General features: G+C 22.3%; 17 protein-coding genes, 4 tRNA genes and 1 pseudogene. 7 read left to right on the forward strand and 15 right to left on the reverse strand.

Going from position 1 to position 20,325, the window contains the following annotated elements:
- Positions 1-48: 48 nt before the first annotated feature.
- A tRNA-Arg gene (locus AOQ89_RS00165) sits at positions 49-121 on the forward strand.
- Positions 122-141: 20 nt separating this feature from the next.
- Positions 142-1,107: a DMT family transporter gene (locus AOQ89_RS00170; protein ID WP_080872117.1), complete on the forward strand. Its 966-nt coding sequence runs from the start codon at positions 142-144 to the stop codon at positions 1,105-1,107.
- Here the strand turns inward: AOQ89_RS00170 and lipA are convergent.
- The 11 genes and pseudogenes from lipA to ybeY form a co-directional block, all read right to left on the reverse strand.
- The gene (lipA, locus tag AOQ89_RS00175) at positions 1,102-1,980 is read right to left on the reverse strand and encodes a lipoyl synthase (protein WP_080872119.1); all 879 of its coding nucleotides are present in this window, start codon (positions 1,978-1,980) and stop codon (positions 1,102-1,104) included. The two genes, AOQ89_RS00170 and lipA, sit on opposite strands and share 6 nt — an antisense overlap.
- Positions 1,946-2,586: pseudogene (gene lipB, locus AOQ89_RS03090) on the reverse strand (lipoyl(octanoyl) transferase LipB). The gene lipA and the pseudogene lipB overlap by 35 nt, the downstream one beginning before the upstream one ends.
- A complete protein-coding gene (gene rodA, locus AOQ89_RS00190) occupies positions 2,579-3,724 on the reverse strand; it encodes a rod shape-determining protein RodA (RefSeq protein ID WP_080872125.1) in 1,146 nt (381 codons plus the stop codon). Before rodA ends, lipB begins: the two are co-directional and overlap by 8 nt.
- On the reverse strand, positions 3,705-5,588 hold the full coding sequence (gene mrdA / locus AOQ89_RS00195) for a penicillin-binding protein 2 (RefSeq protein WP_425356348.1): 1,884 nt from the start codon (positions 5,586-5,588) through the stop codon (positions 3,705-3,707). Before mrdA ends, rodA begins: the two co-directional genes overlap by 20 nt.
- 10 nt (positions 5,589-5,598) lie before the next feature.
- Entirely contained in the window at positions 5,599-6,204 is a 606-nt protein-coding gene (nadD, locus tag AOQ89_RS00200; RefSeq protein ID WP_080872129.1) for a nicotinate (nicotinamide) nucleotide adenylyltransferase, read from the reverse strand.
- A 6-nt stretch (positions 6,205-6,210) separates the two neighbouring features.
- Complete coding sequence (gene holA, locus AOQ89_RS00205; RefSeq protein ID WP_080872131.1) at positions 6,211-7,191, reverse strand: DNA polymerase III subunit delta; 981 nt, start codon at positions 7,189-7,191, stop codon at positions 6,211-6,213.
- On the reverse strand, positions 7,188-7,694 hold the full coding sequence (locus AOQ89_RS00210) for an LPS-assembly lipoprotein LptE (RefSeq protein ID WP_080872133.1): 507 nt from the start codon (positions 7,692-7,694) through the stop codon (positions 7,188-7,190). Before AOQ89_RS00210 ends, holA begins: the two co-directional genes overlap by 4 nt.
- Positions 7,695-7,708: 14 nt before the next feature.
- Positions 7,709-10,114 (reverse strand): class I tRNA ligase family protein, encoded by a 2,406-nt coding sequence (locus AOQ89_RS00215; RefSeq protein WP_080872135.1) that lies wholly within the window; start codon positions 10,112-10,114, stop codon positions 7,709-7,711.
- On the reverse strand, positions 10,111-11,637 hold the full coding sequence (gene lnt / locus AOQ89_RS00220) for an apolipoprotein N-acyltransferase (RefSeq protein WP_080872137.1): 1,527 nt from the start codon (positions 11,635-11,637) through the stop codon (positions 10,111-10,113). Before lnt ends, AOQ89_RS00215 begins: the two co-directional genes overlap by 4 nt.
- Positions 11,634-12,494 carry a transporter associated domain-containing protein gene (locus AOQ89_RS00225; RefSeq protein WP_080872139.1) on the reverse strand — a complete coding sequence of 287 codons (861 nt, stop codon included), beginning with the start codon at positions 12,492-12,494 and terminating at the stop codon, positions 11,634-11,636. Before AOQ89_RS00225 ends, lnt begins: the two co-directional genes overlap by 4 nt.
- A 27-nt stretch (positions 12,495-12,521) precedes the next feature.
- Positions 12,522-13,007, reverse strand: coding sequence for an rRNA maturation RNase YbeY (gene ybeY, locus AOQ89_RS00230; RefSeq protein ID WP_080872140.1), 486 nt, complete (start codon positions 13,005-13,007; stop codon positions 12,522-12,524).
- A 75-nt stretch (positions 13,008-13,082) separates the two neighbouring features.
- Between ybeY and AOQ89_RS00235 the strand changes: the two genes are divergently transcribed.
- On the forward strand, positions 13,083-14,234 hold the full coding sequence (locus AOQ89_RS00235) for an FAD-dependent monooxygenase (protein WP_195909746.1): 1,152 nt from the start codon (positions 13,083-13,085) through the stop codon (positions 14,232-14,234).
- A 6-nt stretch (positions 14,235-14,240) separates the two neighbouring features.
- Here AOQ89_RS00235 and AOQ89_RS00240 read toward each other — a convergent pair.
- From AOQ89_RS00240 to AOQ89_RS00250, 3 genes are all read right to left on the reverse strand, one after another.
- A tRNA-Gln gene (locus AOQ89_RS00240) sits at positions 14,241-14,312 on the reverse strand.
- Between the two features lie 12 nt (positions 14,313-14,324).
- Positions 14,325-14,410, reverse strand: a tRNA-Leu gene (locus AOQ89_RS00245).
- Between the two features lie 3 nt (positions 14,411-14,413).
- Positions 14,414-14,487 (reverse strand) — tRNA-Met (locus tag AOQ89_RS00250).
- Between the two features lie 112 nt (positions 14,488-14,599).
- Between AOQ89_RS00250 and glnS the strand changes: the two genes are divergently transcribed.
- Positions 14,600-16,219: a glutamine--tRNA ligase gene (gene glnS / locus AOQ89_RS00255; protein ID WP_080872143.1), complete on the forward strand. Its 1,620-nt coding sequence runs from the start codon at positions 14,600-14,602 to the stop codon at positions 16,217-16,219.
- Here glnS and fldA read toward each other — a convergent pair.
- The gene (gene fldA, locus AOQ89_RS00260) at positions 16,216-16,737 is read right to left on the reverse strand and encodes a flavodoxin FldA (RefSeq protein ID WP_080872612.1); all 522 of its coding nucleotides are present in this window, start codon (positions 16,735-16,737) and stop codon (positions 16,216-16,218) included. The two genes, glnS and fldA, sit on opposite strands and share 4 nt — an antisense overlap.
- 127 nt (positions 16,738-16,864) lie before the next feature.
- Here fldA and AOQ89_RS00265 point away from each other — a divergent pair, with 127 nt between their 5' ends.
- Genes AOQ89_RS00265 through sucD form a run of 3 tightly spaced genes read left to right on the forward strand, consistent with a single transcriptional unit; the run spans position 16,865 to position 20,325 of the window.
- Positions 16,865-18,274: a cryptochrome/photolyase family protein gene (locus AOQ89_RS00265; protein ID WP_080872145.1), complete on the forward strand. Its 1,410-nt coding sequence runs from the start codon at positions 16,865-16,867 to the stop codon at positions 18,272-18,274.
- Between the two features lies 1 nt (position 18,275).
- A complete protein-coding gene (locus tag AOQ89_RS00270; protein WP_080872146.1) occupies positions 18,276-19,448 on the forward strand; it encodes an ATP-grasp domain-containing protein in 1,173 nt (390 codons plus the stop codon).
- Positions 19,432-20,325, forward strand: a complete 894-nt coding sequence (sucD, locus tag AOQ89_RS00275) for a succinate--CoA ligase subunit alpha (protein ID WP_080872148.1) — start codon at positions 19,432-19,434, stop codon at positions 20,323-20,325. The genes AOQ89_RS00270 and sucD overlap by 17 nt, the downstream gene beginning before the upstream one ends.

The raw sequence follows: 20,325 nt of genomic DNA on the forward strand, positions 1-20,325 counted from the left end.
TTAAATGTTGACTAAATTTATCTAAATAATATATATTTATACTGTTTAGCGCCCTTAGCTCAGTGGATAGAGCAATGGCCTTCTAAGCCATAGGTCGCAGGTTCAAATCCTGCAGGGCGTATATTTGAAATAGCACATTATATGACAATGGGAATATTTTTTGCAATAATCGCAGGTTTTTTTTGGGGTTTTATTTTTATAATACCTACTTTTATACCAGAATATCCAGGATTAATGCAATCTTGTGGAAGATATATGTCTTTTGGTCTTTTTTCTATAATACTTTCTTGGAAAGAAATAAAAAAATTAAAGTATCTAAAAAAAAAAGACTGGATTACAGCAACTAAATTATCATTTGTAGGAAATATTTTATACTATGCATGTCTTTCCGGAGCTATACAAAAAATAGGAGCTCCAATTTCTACTATAGTAATAGGAATTTTACCTCTAACAATATCTTTATATTCTATATGGCATTCAAAAAATACAAAAAAAAATAATAATTTTGAAATTATTTCTTATGAAAGTCTTTTTCTATCTATACTATGTATTGTATTTGGACTGATTTTGATAAATTTACATGAAATTAGATCTTTTTCTTCTTATTCTTCAAAAATAAGTTTTTTTGAGTATTTTTATGGATTCTTATTAGCTAATATTGCCTTATTTTGCTGGACTTGGTATCCAATAAAAAACTTGCACTGGTTGAAAAAAAATTCAAAAATTGAAAGTTCTACTTGGACTACTGCTCAAGGTATTGTTACTTTTCCATTATCTTTGTTAGTCTATTTTTTAGTTTGTATAAATATTTATGTTAATAAAAAGAATTTTCCTTTACCATTTGGGCCAAATCCCTATTTATTTATTTTTTTAATGCTAACATTAGGAATATTTTGTTCTTTTTTAGGACTTCTTTTTTGGAATAAAGCTAGTAAAATAATTCCATCTTCTAAAATGGGATCTATGATAATTTTTGAAGTAATATTTGGTATAATATACGCTTTTTTACTAAAAAAAAAATTTCCTAGTATACTTTTTTCTTTAGGAATAATATTCATTCTTTTAGGAGTATTCATCACTAGTAAAATAAAGAAAAATAAACTATAGAAGACCATAAAATTGTTCTTGTGCATGATATGAAGATCTTATGAAAGTTCCGCTATACACATGTTTGAATCCAATAAAAAGAGCTTGTTTTTTAATTTCAATAAAATCTTCATCTCTAAGATATTTGTATACAGGAAAACTATTTTTTTCAGGTGGCAAATATTGACCAATAGTTAAAATTTCTACACCAACACGGAATAAATCTAAAAATACAGAATATAGTTCTTCTTTTGTTTCTCCCATTCCTACCATTATTCCAGATTTTGTTGGTATTTTTGGATACTGCTTTTTAAAATCTTTAAGTAAATTTATAGAATTTTCGTAATTGCTATCAGGTTTAACAATTTTGTGTATCCTAGGTATACTTTCTATATTATGATTAAAAACATTTGGAAGATTTTTCCCAAATATTTTTATTGCTTTTTTTGCACAATTTCGAAAATCTGGTACTAAAATTTCTATTTTAACTTTAGAATTGTATTTTCTAATTTTTTGTATACATTTTAAAAAATGATTGGCGCCTCCATCTTTTAAATCATCTCTATTAACAGAGGTAATAACGACATATTGAAGTTTTATTTTTTTAATTAGTTTAGCTAATTTTATTGGTTCTTTTTCGTCTACTGTATTTGGTTTTCCTTTTGAAACACTGCAAAATTTGCATTTTCTTGTACAAATATTACCTAATATCATAAAAGTTGCTATTTTTCTGCTAAAACATTCCTGTAAATTTGGACATTTTGCTTCTTGACATACAGAATTTAGCTTATTTTTTTGAATTTCATTTTTTAAAAAATTTATATTAGAAAAATTACTAAAAAGTTTAATTTTTATCCAGTCAGGTCTTTTTTGATTGATAAATTTTTTTTTCATAATTTTGAAATTGATTAATACAATTTTTTTTTAAAATTTTTGTTATATAAGAAATTTTTAAACTATTAGTAGTATAATCTGACATATTTGTCATTATCATTTTTTTACTACCACAAGGATCAATGCAAAAGAAATTTGTAAGATTTGTATCAACATTCAAAGCTATTCCATGAGAAGAATATCCATTTTTTATATTTAAACCTATTGAACAAATTTTTTTTTTTTTACATATATTCCTGGAATTTTTTTATTAAAATAAGACTTGATATTAAAGAAAAATAGAGTAGAAATTACGATTTTACATATTTTTCTCATAAGAACTTTTGGAGAGATTCTATTTCTTTTTAAATCTATCATAAAATAAATAATTTGTTGACCTGGACCATGGAAAGTAATTTTTCCTCCTCTATTGCTTTTAAATACGAAAAATGGATATTTTTTTTTATCTGAAATACCTGTAGTGTATATTGGAAAATGTTGTAGTATCCAAATTTCATCATTAGTATATTTCTTTCTTCTTTCATTAAATTTTTTCATAGAGTAAAAAACTTCTTTATAACAACGTATTCCCAAATTTTTAATTACTAAAAAACTTTTTTTAGGCATTATTTTTTAAATCTTGTAAAAATTTTTTTTTCGATTGCATAGACATAATTATACCAAACTCTATCATAAAAACTACTAAAGTTGAACCTCCATAACTTACTAAAGGCAAAGGAATTCCTACAACAGGAAAAATTCCTATTACCATGCTAATATTAGTAAAAATATAAATAAAGAATACTAATACAGTATTTCCAATAACTATCTTTTTAAATGAGTCACTTGTATTATGAGCTATAAAAAGACATCGCATAATAATTCCCATATATAAAAAAATAACTAATAAAATTCCTAATAATCCAAATTCTTCTCCTAGTACTGCAAATATAAAATCTGTATGTCTTTCCGGAAGAAAATCCAGTTGCGATTGCGTTCCTTTGAGCCATCCTTTCCCTGTTATACCTCCAGAACCAATTGCAATTTTTGATTGTATTATATGATAACTAGATCCTAGAATATCTTTTTCTGGATATATCATACTAGTAATCCTAGCTTTTTGATATTCGTACATAAAAAAAATCCATATAATTGGAATTAGAAGTATAGTTAGCAACAAAATAATAAATATAATAAAGAAATTTATTCCAGACAAAAATATGATTGAAAAACTAGAAAAAAATGTAAGTACTGCGGTTCCTAGATCTGGTTGATTTGCTATTAAAATTGTTGGAATAATAGTTAAAAAAATAGAAAAGATAACTTTTTTAATAAGATTTTTAGGATTTTTTTTATATATTATTTTTGCTACTGTAAAAGGTACTATTATTTTAGCAAATTCTGAAGGTTGAAATTTTATGATTCCTATTTCTATCCATCTCTTTGCTCCGTTGCTAATTTTACCAAAACATTCTACTAGTATTAGTAGAATTATAAAAACAATATACAAGTGAAAAGAAAAAATTTTGTAAAACTTAGATGGAATTTTTGTAAAGAAAAACATTGCAAATGTTCCAAAAAGAATATGTAAGATTCTTTTTTTTACAATAGAAATACTTTTTCCAGTTGCGCTCCATATTATAAAAATACTACATATTAAGACTAAAAAAATAAAAAATAGTAAAATCTTATCAAAGTACAAATTTTTAAAAAAATTTGTGCTTTTTTTTTTATTAAAATATATTTTATTTTTTAATAAGTACATAGTCTAAAATTTTTCTAGTTATGAATCCTACACTATTCTTTCCTATTCCATTTTCTAGTACTACTACTACAGCTACTGTAGGATTGTGAAAAGGAGCAAAAGCTACCATTAATTTATGATCTCTTAATTTTTCAGATATATTTTTTTCGTTATACTTTTCTTTATATTTAATACTATAAACTTGAGCTGTACCTGTTTTTGCTGCAATTTTATAAGGTGCATCAAAAAAATTTTTATGTGCAGTTCCATTTTTTTTATTTGCGACTCCAAACATACCTTTTTTAGCAATTATCCAATTTTCAGATTTTGGATTATCAATTTGCAAAATATTTTTACTAACATATGGCATAATAAGGGAATTTTTTTGTACATGTTTTAAAAAATGTGGAGTTTGTACTTTTCCATTATTAATTAGTATCATTAGAGATTTTATCATTTGTAATGGAGTAGCTACCCAATATCCTTGTCCTATACCGATAGGAATAGTATCTCCTATATACCAAGGTTTTTTAAACTTTTTCATTTTCCAAAATTTATTTGGCATAATTCCAGATTTTTCTTCTTTAAGATCGATTCCAGTATACTGCCCGTATCCAAATTTTTTCATATAGTTAGAAAGATTTTCTATTCCCATAGAATATGCTATTTGATAAAAAAAAGTATCTGCAGATTCTTCTAAAGCTTTTATGATATCTATTTTTCCATGTCCTATTTTTTTCCAGTCTCTATAGCATTTTTTAGATCCAGGTATTTTCCACCAACCTGGATCAAACATAGAATATTTTTTATCAATAATCCCTAAACTTAATGCAGATACAGAAACGTAAGGTTTAACTGTAGAAGCTGGAGGATATATTCCTTGCGTTGCTCTATTAATTAAAGGAAGATTACGATCATTTGTAAGTTTTTCGTACTCTATTTTAGAAATTCCTTTCACAAATAAATTTGGATCATATCCTGGACTGGAAACTAGAGCTTTTATGCTGCCATCTCTAGGATCGGTAACTACAACAGCAGATCTACTTCCTTCTAATAGCTTAGATATGTACATCTGTAAATTTAAATCTATTGTCAAAAATATGTTACTTCCATTTTCTGGTTCTTTTTCTCTTCTAATTCTTATAACTTTTCCTTTATTATTAATTTCTAATTCTTGATATCCAGGAATTCCATGTAGATATTTTTCATAGTATCTTTCTATACCTGATTTTCCTATCTTTGCATTAGAAAAATAGTTTTTCGATATACTGTAGTTTTTTTTAAAATAATTTTCTAAATCTTGTTTTTCTACTTTAGAAACGTATCCTAAAACATGCGATAAAAAAGAACCATAGGGGTAGTACCTTTTTTGCATTTTTTTAATTCTTATTTCATGAAGTCTATGCTGATTAACAAAAATTTTTGCTATTTGAATTTCTGTTAAATTTTTTTTGATTAGAATACTATCTAAATTTTTATTTTTTTTTATATTTTTTTTTAAAATTTCTAATTCCTTTTCTGTAATTTTTAGAAAATTTCTTAAAGTATTGATAGTTTCTTCTAAATTTTGTATTTTTTGAGGAAGTACTTCCAAGTAATAGGAATTTTTATTTACAGCTATAGGAATGCCATTTGTATCGTAAATAATTCCTCTTTTCGGTGGTATAAAAATCAATTTTCTAGAATTTATGCTAGAAAGTTTTTCGTATTTTTTAAATTTTATTATTTGCAGATAAAGTATATTTAAAATCAAAAAAATAGTTAAGATTACTATTATAAATAAGCATATAAAAATTCTTTTTACTAATCTTTTTGATTCCTGTATTTGATTATAGAAATAGATATCTGTAGAATTTTTTTTTTCATTTTTATAATAAAAGAATATACTAAAAATTCTATTTTTTAAGCAATTTTTTAATATATTTATAAATAGATGGTGTTAAAAATTTTTTATAATTTTTTTTTTTCTGAATTTTCTTTCTTATCACAGAAGAAGAGACATTTTTGTACATTTTTATAATACGTATTTTTTCGTATTTTTTTTCGTAAAAATTATAAAAATTTTTTTTGTATCCGATTCTATTAAAAATAAATATTTCAAAATTTTTGACAATTTTTTTTCCTAAATACCAGTTTTTTATGTTTATAAAAGAATCTAACCCAATAAATATAACAATTTTTTTATTTTTATATTTTTTTTGTAAATAATTAGCTATATTAATCGTATACTCTCTTTCTTTTTCATAAATATTTTTTTGATAGATTGTAAAAAAATCAGATTTTTTTGTACTAATTTCGGATAGTGCAATTTTTAACATTTTTATTCTATCTGAAAAACTAAAAAATTGTTTTTTTTTATACCAAGACTTCTTATTAATAATTAAAAATGTTTTTTTTATTTTTTTGATATTTTTTATAGCTAGAAGACAACTTATGTGTCCAATATGAATTGGATCAAAAGTGCCACCATATATTCCAATATATTCTTTTTTTATTATTATTCCTTTCTAAAATACTATTTTTGTAATTAGATTCCAAATTATTTTTTTATCATTTGTTTTTTTAAAAAGTAAATTAGATTTAATTAAGATTCTAATAATTTTTTTTATTTTTTTAATTTTAATTCTTTTTAAAATAGAATGTATAGACGATTCATTTTCAATTAATAGTACATTTTTGAGATAAGATTTTTCATAAAAATTAGACTGATTTTTCATAAATTTTATAAAAAGCAAAATAATTTTTTGCAAAGAATAAATTATGGACATAGGATTTATGTCTTGCGTATACAAACTTTTTAAAATTCTTAAACTTTCGTAGTATTTTTTATTCAAAACAGAAAAAATCCAGTCTTCAATTGTAAAAATTGCTGAATCTTTAGCTAAAGAAAGAATTTCTAAACAATTTACTTTTTTTTTTCTATTTTTTAAAACAATAATTTGTTTAAAAAATTGTTCAAATTCTTGCAAATTTCCTTCATAAAAATAACAAATCTTATTCAGTATAGTTTCTTTTAAACTAATTGATTTTTCCTTAAATTTTATTTTAATAAAATCTAAAAAATCATTTTTTTTTAATTTTTCACAACTAATCAAAAAAAAATTTTCTTTTTTTATGAAAATATTTTTTATTTTTTTATCTAAAAATATAGTTTCATAAGAATAAAAAATAATTTTTGTAGATTTGTTCGTTTTTTTTATATATTTAAAAATTTGTAAAAAAACATCTATATTTTTTAGAAGAACAAGAATTATTTTTTTTTTTTCAAATAGACCTAAATTTTTTTTTTCTATAAAAATTTTTTTAAATTGTGAAGCTTTTTCCAAAATAAAAAAACTTCTATAAGAAAAATAATTTTTTTTTAATTTTCTAAGAATTAAGTGTACTATCTTTTGAAGTAAAAAATAATTTCTTCCATATAATAAATATATATCAAATTCAGAATTTTCTATTTTTTTTTTATATTTTTTAAGTTCATAAATGTTTATCTATTAAAAGAGTAAAGAGCAAAAATTTGGTTTATTATTTTTTCAGAAATATACTGATACGATTCTTCTCTTAGTATATCTTTTTCTGATTCAGATCCAGTAGGATGATTTTCTTCGGTTAGAAAAGATCTGCTTGTTTTAATAGTATAAGGCATTTTTTTTTCTCCTAATTGAATCACTATTTTGGCAGATACTACCATTTTTTTTACACCAACTTCTCCATTATCCAAAATTAGAGAAGGAAATGTTTTTTCAGATACATCTAATATTTTGATAATAGGAATCGTTTTATCAAATTTTTCATTTGTATCTTTTGCTGAAATAGAAAATTTCTTTAAATTTTTTGTTAATATTTTTGTAAATTTTCCGTATTTTTCGTAACTTTCTAAAAAAATATACTCCACTTTTTGTCTATTTTTGGAATCAATACCTCTAAGCATTAAATTACAACCAGAAGTAGTAACAGATAAAAAGAATAGTGCGATTATAGTTTTAATATGCAATTTATTTCTCCAATTTAATAAGTAACTAGGTTTATTAGTTTGTTTTTTATATATACAATTTTTTTAATTTTTATTTTTTTTAGTATCTTTTTAATTTTTTCAATTTTTGATATAAATTCGATTATTTCATTATTTTGTATATCTTTTTCAGTTTTTATGAGTTTTTTAAATTTTCCATTTATTTGTACAATAATTTTATATTCTAAAAATTTTAGTGCATTTTTATCAATTTTTGGCCAACTTACAAAATCTATATTTTTTGAATTATATATTTTGTACCATAGAAAAAAACAAATATGAGGCGCAAAAGGATACAGCATTCTAATAACTGCAGATATTCCTTCTTCTATAATAGAAATAAATTTTTTTTCTTTTTTTTTGAATTCAATTAATTTATTTACTAGATACATAATTTTAGCAATTGAAGTATTAAAATTTTTTTTTATTTCAAAATCTTCAGTAATTTGCAAAATAGTAGTATAAATTATTTTTCTCATTTTTAGTTGTTTTTTTGTAATTTTTTTTTCTTTATCTTGATGACATTTTTTAATAGACAAATATTCATACACGAATTTCCATAATTTTTGTAAAAATCTTTGCATACCTATCAATCCTGATTCTTCCCAAATAATATCCATTCTTGTAGGAGCAGCGAATATAATGTACATTCTTAATACATCGGCTCCGTACTTCTTTAGTATTTTATTTGGAGAAACACCATTATTTTTTGATTTAGACATTTTTATTTTTCCATAGTATATAAGATTTTTACTAGAAGTATCAGAAATTTTTTTTTCTTTTTTGTATTCTTTTTTTATTTCATTTTGAGAAATCCAAATTTTTTTCCTATTCTTATCAAGATAATAATATGCTTCATTCAAAACCATACCCTGACATAAAAGATGATCTACAGGTTCTGAAAATTTAGTGAATCCAAAATCCTTGAGCAGTTTATGATAAAATCTAAAGTAGATTAAATGCATATTAGCATGTTCAATTCCTCCTATATACTGATCTATTGGCATCCAATACTTCATACTTTTTTTATCTAACATTTCTTTTTGATATGAGGGATTAGTATATCTTGCATAGTACCAAGAAGATTCTACAAAAGTATCAAAAGTATCTGTTTCTCTAAGTAAAAATTTTTTTGAATTCTTTTTTCTCCATTTTTTTATACTCTTTTTATTAATTTTTTTTGGAAAATTAATTGGTAAATTTTCTTCTTTTTCTAAAAAAATATTATTATTTTTATCTGTTAATACAGGTATAGGAGCTCCCCAGTATCTTTGTCTTGATATACACCAATCATGTATTTTATATTTTTCTGATTTTTTCAGTGTAGTTTCATATTTTTCGTAATCTATAAAGTTTGAATCAAAAAATGTTATAGAATCTCTTTTTTTTTCAAATTGCAGTTTTTTCTTTAAATTTCTTAGAAAAATAGAATTTTTTACATCTTTTTTAAAAATGATAAAAATAGATTTTTTTTCTGATTTATTTGTAAAAAGTATTGGTATAAATTTTTTGTTAATTGTATCGATAGCATATAATTTAGAAAAAATTATTTCATCAAAAAATTTGATCTTTTCTTTTCTTTTTTTTTTTATTCTTTGAAAAATATAAGAATTTCTGTTTATGCAGATAAAATAAATTTTTTGAATTTCTCTTAATTTATTGATTTCTATGGAAATACTTTCATAAGTTTTAAAAATCTTAAACTTTACTTGAAAAATATGGTATTTTCCAATCCAATTTTTTTGCATTTCTTTTACTTCATTTGGCCAATTTTTTAATTTTTTTAATCCTAAGAGTAATTTAGGTGCATATTTAGTAATTTTTAAAAACCATTGAGATAGTTTTTTTTTTTCTATTTTTGTACCGCATCTCCAGCATTTAGAATCGATAACTTGTTCATTTGCTAAAACAGTATGATCTGTTTTACACCAATTAACATAAGATTTTTTTTTATAGGCAATACCTTTTTCGTACAATTTTAGAAAAAACCATTGTTGCCAACGATAATAATTTGAATCACAAGTAGTAATTTCTCTACTCCAATCATAAGAAAATCCTAGTTTTTGCAGTTGTTTTTTCATTTGAGAAATATTAATTTTCGTCCAAATTTTTGGATTAGTTTTATTTTTTATAGCAGCGATTTCTGCAGGTAATCCAAATGCATCCCATCCTATTGGATGCAAAACATTTTTTCCTATCATTCTTTGATATCTAGCTATGGCATCTCCTATAGTATAATTTCTAACATGACCCATGTGCAATTCCCCAGAAGGATAAGGAATCATAGATAAACAGTAGTATTTTTTTTTTGTATTATCTTCTTTAACCTGAAAAACTTTATTTTTCTTCCAAAAATTTTGTACAAATTTTTCTATTTTGTTCACTTTGTATTCTTTTTTCATTTTTTATACAACCTTTTAAAAAAAAATTGAAATTTTCTTATTTTTATTTTTATGCTAAAGAAAAAAATTGTAAATTGTACTATGTTTATAGGTATATTTCCGAATACTGAATAAATGGTTTTCTTTTTGATTATAGGAACTTTGCATGTCAAAGATCCTCTATAGAATTGAGGAAGAATCGAAATAATTTTTCCTCTTGGATTTATAATAGCAGTTATTCCACTATTGCTACATCTTACTATGGTTCTTCCCATTTCTATGGCTCTTATTTGTGAAATTTGTATATGCTGCCAAGGACCTATAGAAGATCCGAACCAAGCATCATTAGAAATATTAAGTATAAAATCTACTTTTTGCGAAAAATTTTTTCTTATTCTTTCTCCAAAAATTATTTCGTAGCAAATGGTAGGAAGTATATTTATTTTAGAAATTTGTATTAGTTTTTGTAAGTATTCACCTTTATGAAAATCAGAAAATTCTCCTGAATAAAAGTAGTATTTTAAAAATTTTTTGAAAGGTATTTTTTCTCCAAAAAGAACTAAATTATATTTTTTATATTTTTGTTCTATAGGAAACTGGTATTTTTTTTTAAATTTTCCTAACGTAATAATACTATTATAGTATTCATTTTTTTTTTTATTTTTTTGAGTAATTATTCCAGTAATTAAATTAGTACCAAAAAATTTTAATTTTTCATCTAGTTTTTTTAAAAATTCTATTTGATTTTCCTCTAAATCGGCTATTGCAGATTCAGGCCAAATGATAATTTCTGATTTTCCAAAAAACATTTCGCTTTTTTGAAAATATTTAAGTAAAGTTTCTTTTATTTTTTTTTTATTCCATTTAGTATCTTGTTCTATATTTCCTTGTACCAAAGTAATTTGGATATTTTTTATTTGATTTTGTTTTTTTTGTAAAAATTCAAAAATACTAGGAAAATATAGTACTACAATTGCTAAAAAAAGATACTTTTTTTTAATTGTTCCATAAAATAGTATACTAGCAACTAATAAAACAAAAAAATTTGCTCCTTTAATTCCTAAAATAGGAATAATATTTTTTATAGGACTTTCTGTATGAGCATAACCAATTTGCATCCAAGGAAATCCAGTGAACATTTTTTCTCTTAAAAATTCAACGCATGACCAAATTGTTGGGATAAGAAATATTATTTTTTTTCTTTCTTGATACACGTTAAAATACTTAATTAAGAAAGAAAAAATTGCGGGATATATAGATAAGTAAGAAATCAAAAAAAGAATTAGAAAAGAACCAACATAGAGAGATAAATTACTAAAATTTTTTAAACTTATATATAACCAACTAATTCCAGAAGAAAAAAATCCTAATCCCCATAAAAATCCTATAAAAAAAGATTCTTTTTTTGATTTGTTTTTAAGTTGCAAAATCAAAAAAAATAAGGAAAAAATAGAAAATATCCATATTTTATACGGAGAAAATGATATTGTTCCTAATAAACCAGAGAAAAATGCAAATAAAATCTCTATTTTTTTAATTTTCATAAAATCTTACTTTTCATTTTTTTTACTAAAACTTGTATAATCCTTTTACTATCCGAAATTGAAATAGTAAATAAAAAATTTTTTATTCGTATAATTTCTCCAATAGAAGGAAGATATCCAAAAGATTTCATTATCAATCCACCTATTGTATCAACTTCTAAACTTTTAAATTTAGTATTAAAGAAATTATTGAATTCTTCTATTAAAGTCAATCCTTGAACTATAAAAGTATATTTATTAAGTTTTTTTATATTTTTTTTGATTTTTTTCTTATGTTCATCTTCTATGTTGTCAAAAACTAATTTTATTATATCTTCTAAAGTAATAAGTCCAGTAATATTACCAAATTCATTAATTACTATTGCCATGTGATTATGAGTAATTTGAAATTTATTTAGAATTCTATCTAGTCTAGTACTTTCAGGTACTATTATAGGTTTCCTAGAAATTTTTTTTATATCAAAAAAAGAATTTGTATTTTTTATAAAATGCAGTATATCTTTAAGTATTAGAATACCTTCGACTTGATTTTCTTTTTTAGAAAGTACTGGGTATCTAGAATAAAGAAATTTATTAGCTATATTTAAGCAATCCAATAAACTAAAATTTTTTTTTATAAAAATCATATTTAATTTCGGAACCATTATATCACGCACTTTAAGTGTGTTAATATTGAAAATTCCTTGAATCATTCTTTTAGTTTTTAAACTAATAAGATTTTTTTTAGCACAATAATTTATAATTTCTAGAAAATTTTTTCTATCCTTAATTTTCTTATACACTAAATGTTGCGAAATAAAATTTAATATTTTTTTTTTTTTCAAAATTTTACTATTCTTTATTTTTTTTTGAATCATTTTTTTTTAAAACTGCTATATCAAATTTTATAAAATTTCATAAGGATTTGGATATCCTATTTTTTTCATAATTTTAATTTCTATTTTTTCCATTTTTTCTCTTTTTTTTTTTTCTTCATGAGTAAATCCAGATAAATGAAGCATGCTATGTATAAAAATATGTGTTAAATGATTTAAAAAAGACTTATTTTGCTCTTTAGATTCCTTAAATAAAATTTTGGGACAAATTACAATATCACCTTGATTTATTGGAAAAGTGCTATCGTACGAAAAAGTCAGCACATTTTTACTCTTTTTTTTGTATGATCTACTTAATTTGCTTATTTCTTTTTCTTCTACAAATCTGATATTCACTTCTATATTTTTTTTGAAAAAAGGGTTAACATGATTTGCAATTTTTGCAAAGTATTTTTTATTTGGAATTTTTTGAACATTTTTACAAAAAATTTGTAAATTTATAAAAATTCTTATTTTTTTTTTTTCATTGAAGCAGATTGTTATTAAAAAGGTTATTTAATATTTAATTTATGTATTTTTTGTATGTAATAATTCATTATAATTTATTTAATAAAATTGTATAAAAAAATTTTGAAAAAAAATATTGATATTACGATTTTTGGAAACGGAATTATTGGATATACACTAGCAATTTCTTTATTAAAAATAGGATATTCAGTAGCTTTAGTAGAAAGTACAGAAGAAAAAAATACTAGTAAAGAACAGATACTATTTATTAATTATAAATCAGAAAAATTTTTAAGAAATTTAGGAATTTTACAAAAAATTGATCCGAAATATTATAAAACTTACAAAGAAATAGAAATTATTTTTGAGAAAATAAATATTTCTCTTTCTGCAAAATTGCTAAAAATTAGTCACTTAGGTTTTCTTATAGAAAGTAATAAAATTAAGAAAGCAGCTAAAAGAATTCTAAAGAAACAAAAAAATTTTTTTGTTTTTAATTTCCATTCTATAAGAAAAATATATAAAAAAAATAATTTTTGGAAAATTCTAGTACATAAAAAACTCAAAATTTTTTCTAATATTATTGTTGGAGCTGATGGAAAAGAATCTTATATAAGAGATTTTTTTAACTTTGATTTTGTAAAAATTCAATACAAACAATGTTGTATACTAATTACTGTACGTATTTATGGAAATTATAAAAAAAAAATATGGCAATTTTTTGATTATTGTGAAATATATGCTTGTTTACCAATAAGAAAAAATTATTTTTTATTAATTTTTTATACAGATAGAAAGAAAATTAAAATTTTTAAGAAAAAAAGCCTTCTTTTTTTTAAAAAAAAAATTTCTAAAAAATTTTTTTTGGAAAATAAAAAATTTTTTATAAAAAAAATATCTTTTCATAATTTATATTTTCAAAATTCTTTAAGTTTTATAAAAAATGGAATTTTTTTAATAGGAGATGCTGCACATACATTTCATCCTTTTTTTGGTCAAGGATTAAATTTTAGTATTCAAGAAATTCAAAACATTTCAAAAATACTGAAAAAAAAATCAAATTATAGTATAAACCAAAAAAAAATTTTAAATACTTACCAAAAAATGCAAAGGAAAAAAACTATATTCATGCAATTTTTTATAAATTCAATGTACTTTTTGTTTAATAAAAAATCTGGTATTTTTAATTTTTTGAAATTTTTTATATTTTTTGTACTAAAAAAAAAGAAAAAAGCTAAAAAATTTTTATTAAAGTTTTTTTCTGGAATTTACTAATTTTATCTGGGGTACTAGGATTCGAACCTAGGATCGCGGGATCAAAACCCGCTGCCTTACCAACTTGGCTATACCCCAAAAATTTTGTAGTACGGGAAGCGAGACTTGAACTCGCACGCTATAAAAAAAGCTCCAGAATCTAAATCTGGTGCGTCTACCTATTTCGCCATTCCCGCTTTTGGCTACGACAGGATTCGAACCTGCGACTTCAGCGTTATGAGTGCTGTGCTCTAACCTACTGAGCTACGTAGCCGAAATTAAATTATAAAACTCTTAAAAATAAAAATTTCATAAAATAGATTTTATTTGTTATAATTATTGTATCATAAAATAATATAATGCAGTATTAAAAAAAATTTTACAGATTGAAAAATTTTATCACTAAAATTATAAAAAAAGATCTACTAAATAAAAAAATTCACAAAATAAAGACTAGATTCCCTCCTGAACCAAATGGCTATCTTCATATTGGACATGCAATATCAATATTTTTAAACTTTGAAATAGCAAAATATTTTAAAGGAGAATGCTATTTAAGATTTGATGATACCAATCCAAATGTAAATGGTAAAAAATATATAAATTCAATAAAAAAAGATATAAATTGGTTAGGTTTTACTTGGGATGATAAAGAGAAATATGCATCTGATTATTTTGATATTTTTTACTACTATGCAGTAAAGTTAATAAAAAAAAATCTAGCTTATGTTGATGAATTATCAAAAGAAGAAATAAAAAAATTCCGAGGAACTATAAAAGAAAAAGGAATTGCTAGTCCATACAGAAATAGAAGTGTAAAAAAAAATCTTCAAATGTTCGAAAAAATGAAAATGGGAGAAATACAAGAAGGAAAAGCTTGTTTAAGAGCAAAAATTAATATGCACTCTCCTTCTTTAGTGCTAAGAGATCCTGTTTTATACAGAATAAGATTTAAAGAACATTATAAAACAAAAAAAGATTGGATAATTTATCCTACTTATGATTTTTCTCATTGTATTTCTGATGCAATAGAAGGAATTACACATTCATTATGTACAATAGAATTTCAAGAAAATCGATACTTGTACAATTGGATACTAAAAAATTTAGAAATTCAAAATTTTTCAAAACAGTATGAGTTTTCTAGACTAAATATAGAATATAACGTTACTTCAAAAAGATTTATCAAAAAATTGATAAAAAATAAAATTATTCAAAATTGGAAAGATCCTAGAATTTTAACCATAAGTTCTTTAAAAAACAGAGGATATACTTCTGATACAATCATAGAATTTTGTAAGAAAATAGGAATTACAAAAAAAGAAAAAAATATTAGCATTTCCGTTCTACAAAATTGTGCAAGAAAAAAATTAGAAAATTGTTTTAGAGTTATGGCGATTATTAATCCTATTAAAGTTGTTATAGAAAGCATACCAGATAATTTTGTAAAAGTTATAGAAGTATACAACCATCCTAAAAAAAAAGATTTTGGAAAAAGAAAAATAATTTTTACCAAAGAAATATACATAGAAAAATCAGATTTTTCTACTATTGAAAAAAAGAATTATAAGAGATTAGTATTAGGTAAAAAAGTAAAATTAAGATACTCTTACATCATTAAAGCAAAAAAGATAATTCAAGACAAATTTGGTAATATAGTAACTATATTATGCAAACATTATGAAAATAAAAGCTTAAAATCTATAAAAAATATAGGAATAATACATTGGATTTCAAAAAAATATGCTAAGAAAGCAATTTTTTATATATATAAAAATTTATTCAACAAAAAATTTCCAGAATATAAAGAAAATTTATGTTCGCAAATAAAAAAAAACTCCTTAGTAAAGAAACTTGGATTTATAGACATCTCTAGTAAAATTTTAAGAAAAAAAAGATTTCAATTTGAAAGAATAGGCTACTTTATTTTTGATAAAAGTCTTTCAAAAATTAATAAAACATTAGTTTTTAGAAAAATTGTAGGAATAAAAAAAAAAATTTTTTAATTTTTCTTCATTTCTTCAATAATTTGCTCTACCCATAATTTTACTCTTTTTTCTGTTAATTCTGGTTGTCTATCCTCATCAATTGCAAGTCCTAAAAAATAATTCTTATCTATTAAAGATTTTGAAGAATCAAAATGGTATCCAGTGGAAGAAAATTTACCTACTAGTCTAGCTTTATTTTTTTTTACTATTTTATATATTTCCATCATAGCATCACAAAAGTATTCTGAATAGTCTTCTTGATCTCCACAGCCAAAAATAGCTACTTTTTTATTAGAAAAATTTATTTTTTTTAGAGTTGGAAAAAAATCTTCCCAATCGCATTGAGATTCTCCATAATACCATGTTGGTATGCCAAATATAATTTTTTCATAATTTTCTATGTCTTCTTGAGAAGTTTCCGATATATCAAAAATTTTTGTTTTTTCTTCTCCTAAAAATTTTTTTATAATATTTGCAATTTTTTCAGTATTTCCAGTATCACTACCAAAAAAAATACCTATTTTTTTTTTTTTCATATATTTAATAAAAATTTTAATCATATATGCTATAAATATAACAAATTTTTATAATAAAAAAAAATTTTAGAATTATAAAATTTTTATATTTTTTGCATCTATTAAAATATTATAAAATTTATAAAGTATGAAAAAAATTTTAGTTTGGTTTAGAAATGAACTTCGTATACACGACAATCCCGCTTTATTTCTTGCATGTCAAGAAAAAAATGCACAGGTAGAATCTGTATATATTGCTCCTATAGAGCAATGGAAAGAACACAACATGAGTAAAATTCAGTGCTTTTTTATATGGAAAAATTTAAAAATTTTCTCCAAAAATTTGCAGAAAATAGGAATAAAATTAAATTATTTTTCTTGTAAAAAATATAGAGATCAAATTAAAATAATCTACTATTTTTGCTTAAAAAAAAAAATAGGAAAAATTTTTTATAATAAAGAATATTCAGTGAATGAAATTAAAAGAGACCAAAAAATCAAAAAAATTTTAAAAAGAAAAAAAATTAAAATAATAGATTTAAGAGGAAATTTAATTTTTTCTCCTGGAAAAATTTTAAGCAAAAAAAATATTCCTTATAAAAAATACTACTTTTTTAAAAAATCTTTTATATCTTTAGTAAAAAAGAAAAAAATATCTTGTTTTCCTGTTCCAAAGATGAAAAAAGAAATATTTTTTTCTGATTGTATACCTCCTTTTTATAAATCTTTTCAAAAAAATAGATATAAATTACAAAATTTTGGAGAAAAAGAAGCTATAAAAAAATTAAAAAATTTTTGCAGATATAAAATAAAACATTATCATAAAGCAAATAAAACAGTAAATGATGAACGTAATAGTCAAATATCTGCTTTTTTATCTATTGGAGTTATTTCCCCTAGAAAATGCCTATATGAAGTTACTAAAAGAAAAAAATATTCTCAATTATCAGAAGGAGAAAAAAAATGGATTGAAGAAATAATTTGGAGAGAGTTTTATAAGCATACTCTATTTTTTTATCCAAAATTTTTTTTTGTAAAACACTACATTTCTTGGACAGAAAATATTCGATGGAGAAAAAATAGAAAAATATTTAAATCATGGACTAATGGAAAAACAGGATGTCCTATTGTAGACGCTTCTATGAGAATGCTTAAAAAAAAGGGATGGATAAACAACAGACTAAGAATGATTTGTGCAAGTTTTTTAGTTAAGAATTTATTTATAGACTGGAGAATGGGAGAAAAATACTTTATGTCTAAATTAATTGACGGAGATGTTGCTTTGAATAATGGAAATTGGCAGTGGATTGCTTCTACAGGAATTAATTCTTCTCCCTATTATAGGATTTTTAATCCTTACTATCAATCTAAGAAAATAGATAAAAAAGGAAAATTTATTAAAAAATGGATTCCTGAATTAAATCAAATTTCAACTGAGCACTTACATGAAGAAAATTTTTTAAAAAAAATAAAAAATTATTCTAAAATACCAGAAAAAGATAAATATTCCAAAGAAGAAATAATTGATTTATACGAAAAAAATAAAATAAAAATCTAGTATGGAATTACAAGAGTACCAAACAAAAAAAATATTATCTCAGTATAAAATTAGCATCCCAAAAGGCTATGTCATTAAAAATAAGTATGAAATTAAAAAAATACTTAAAAAATTTAAAAAACTAGAATTAGTCGCAAAATGTCAAGTTTTACTAAAGAGTAGAAATCGAATTAAAGCAGTACAAGAAATACATTCTTTAGATCAAATAAAAGGATTTGTCTCCTTTTGGATTGATAGAAATATCAAAATAAATAACTATGAAGAAAAGGTGCGTGCTATTTTAGTAGAAAAAAAAATAACAATTAAGAAAGAAATCTATTTTTGCATTTTTTTTAGTAGAGAAAAACAAAAAATTTTTTACATGTTTAGTAAATTTGGAGGTAACAAATTAAAAGAAAAAAAAAATTTTTTTACAAAAGTAAAAATTTTTGAAATTTTCCCTACAAAAAAGAAAAAATTTAATTTAAAAAAAATTGAAAAATATTTAAATTTTTCTAGCGAGCAAAAAAGCAAATTTTTTTATTTTTTAAAAAAAATTATTAGATGTTTTTTAGAAAGGGATTTTTTATTTTTAGAAATTAATCCATTAGCTATAGATAATAAAAATAATTTTTTCTGTTTGGATGCAAAATCTTCTGTAGATGAAAATGCTTTTTTTAGACAGAAAAAAATTACAAAACTTATCTTTAGGCATACAAGAATCTTTCAAAAATTGAATAAAAGGAGAATAGAAAGAAAAAAAAGTATTTTTTTTAAAAGTGGAAATATATCAGTAATTGCTAATGGAGCTGGTTTAGCTATGTGTACTATAGATACCATAATGTTTTTTGGAGGAAAAGTAAGAAGTTTTTTAGATTTAAAAGGAGGTATTAAAGAAGAAGAATTTTTAAAAATTTTGGAAGAAATTGTAAAAAATACAAAAATAAAAGTTGTAATAGTTAATATTTTCGGAGGAATTGTAAAATGCGATTTTATTGCAAAATGTATTTTAAAATTTGAAAAAAAAAATATTTTTATTAACACTTCAATAGTTGTAAGATTTTCTGGAAATAACTGTAAAATAGGAAAAGAAATACTTATAAAAAAATATAAAAATCAAATATATGTTACTTCGAAATTTAGCAAAGCAATTCAAAAATGCATAAAATTTTCTAAATATGGAAATACTATTTAAAAAAGAAATAAGAGTTCTTTGTCAAGGTATTACTGGAAAACAAGGAACAATAAATACTATTAGTTGTATAAAATATGGAACAAATATTGTAGCTGGAATTTCAAAAAAAAAGAAAATTAAGAAATATTTAGGTATTCCAATTTTTTCTTCTATAAAAAAAGCAGTTAGAAAAACTGGTGCAAATGTTTCTATCGTGTACGTACCTGCAAAAAATTGTAAAAATGCTATTATTGAAGCAATCTATTCAGGAATTAAACTAATTGTTTGTATAACTGAAGGAATACCTATTTTGGATATTTTAGTTATAAAGAGTCATTTAAAAAAAAGATGCGTTCAAATGATTGGTCCAAATACTCCAGGATTTATTATTCCAGGAAGAGTTAAAGTTGGAATTATGCCCTCTCAAATATACAAAAAAGGTAGTATAGGAGTTGTATCTAGATCTGGTACTTTATCTTACGAAATATCTAATTTAATAACAAATATGAATCTTGGACAATCTATTTGTATAGGAATAGGAGGAGATCCTATAGTTGGAATAGATTTTTTAGAAATAGTAAAATTTCTTGAAAAAGATAAAAATACAAAAATTATTTTTTTAATTGGTGAAATCGGAGGAAATTTAGAAGAAAAAGTAGTAAAATATTACAAAAAAAATAAAATTAAAAAACCAACTATTTCTTATATAGTTGGAAAAAAAGTACCAAAATATAGAATTATAGGTCATGCAGGTGCTATAATTAAAAAATCGCAAGAAACATGGAAAGAAAAATGTAAAAATCTAAAATCTTGTGGAATTATTGTAGTAAAAAACATTTTTGATATTCAAAATACTATTTTAAATACAATAGAAAAACAACCTAATACAAATACATAA

Source organism: bacterium endosymbiont of Pedicinus badii (assembly GCF_002075085.1).
GTDB lineage: Bacteria > Pseudomonadota > Gammaproteobacteria > Enterobacterales > Enterobacteriaceae > PRUG.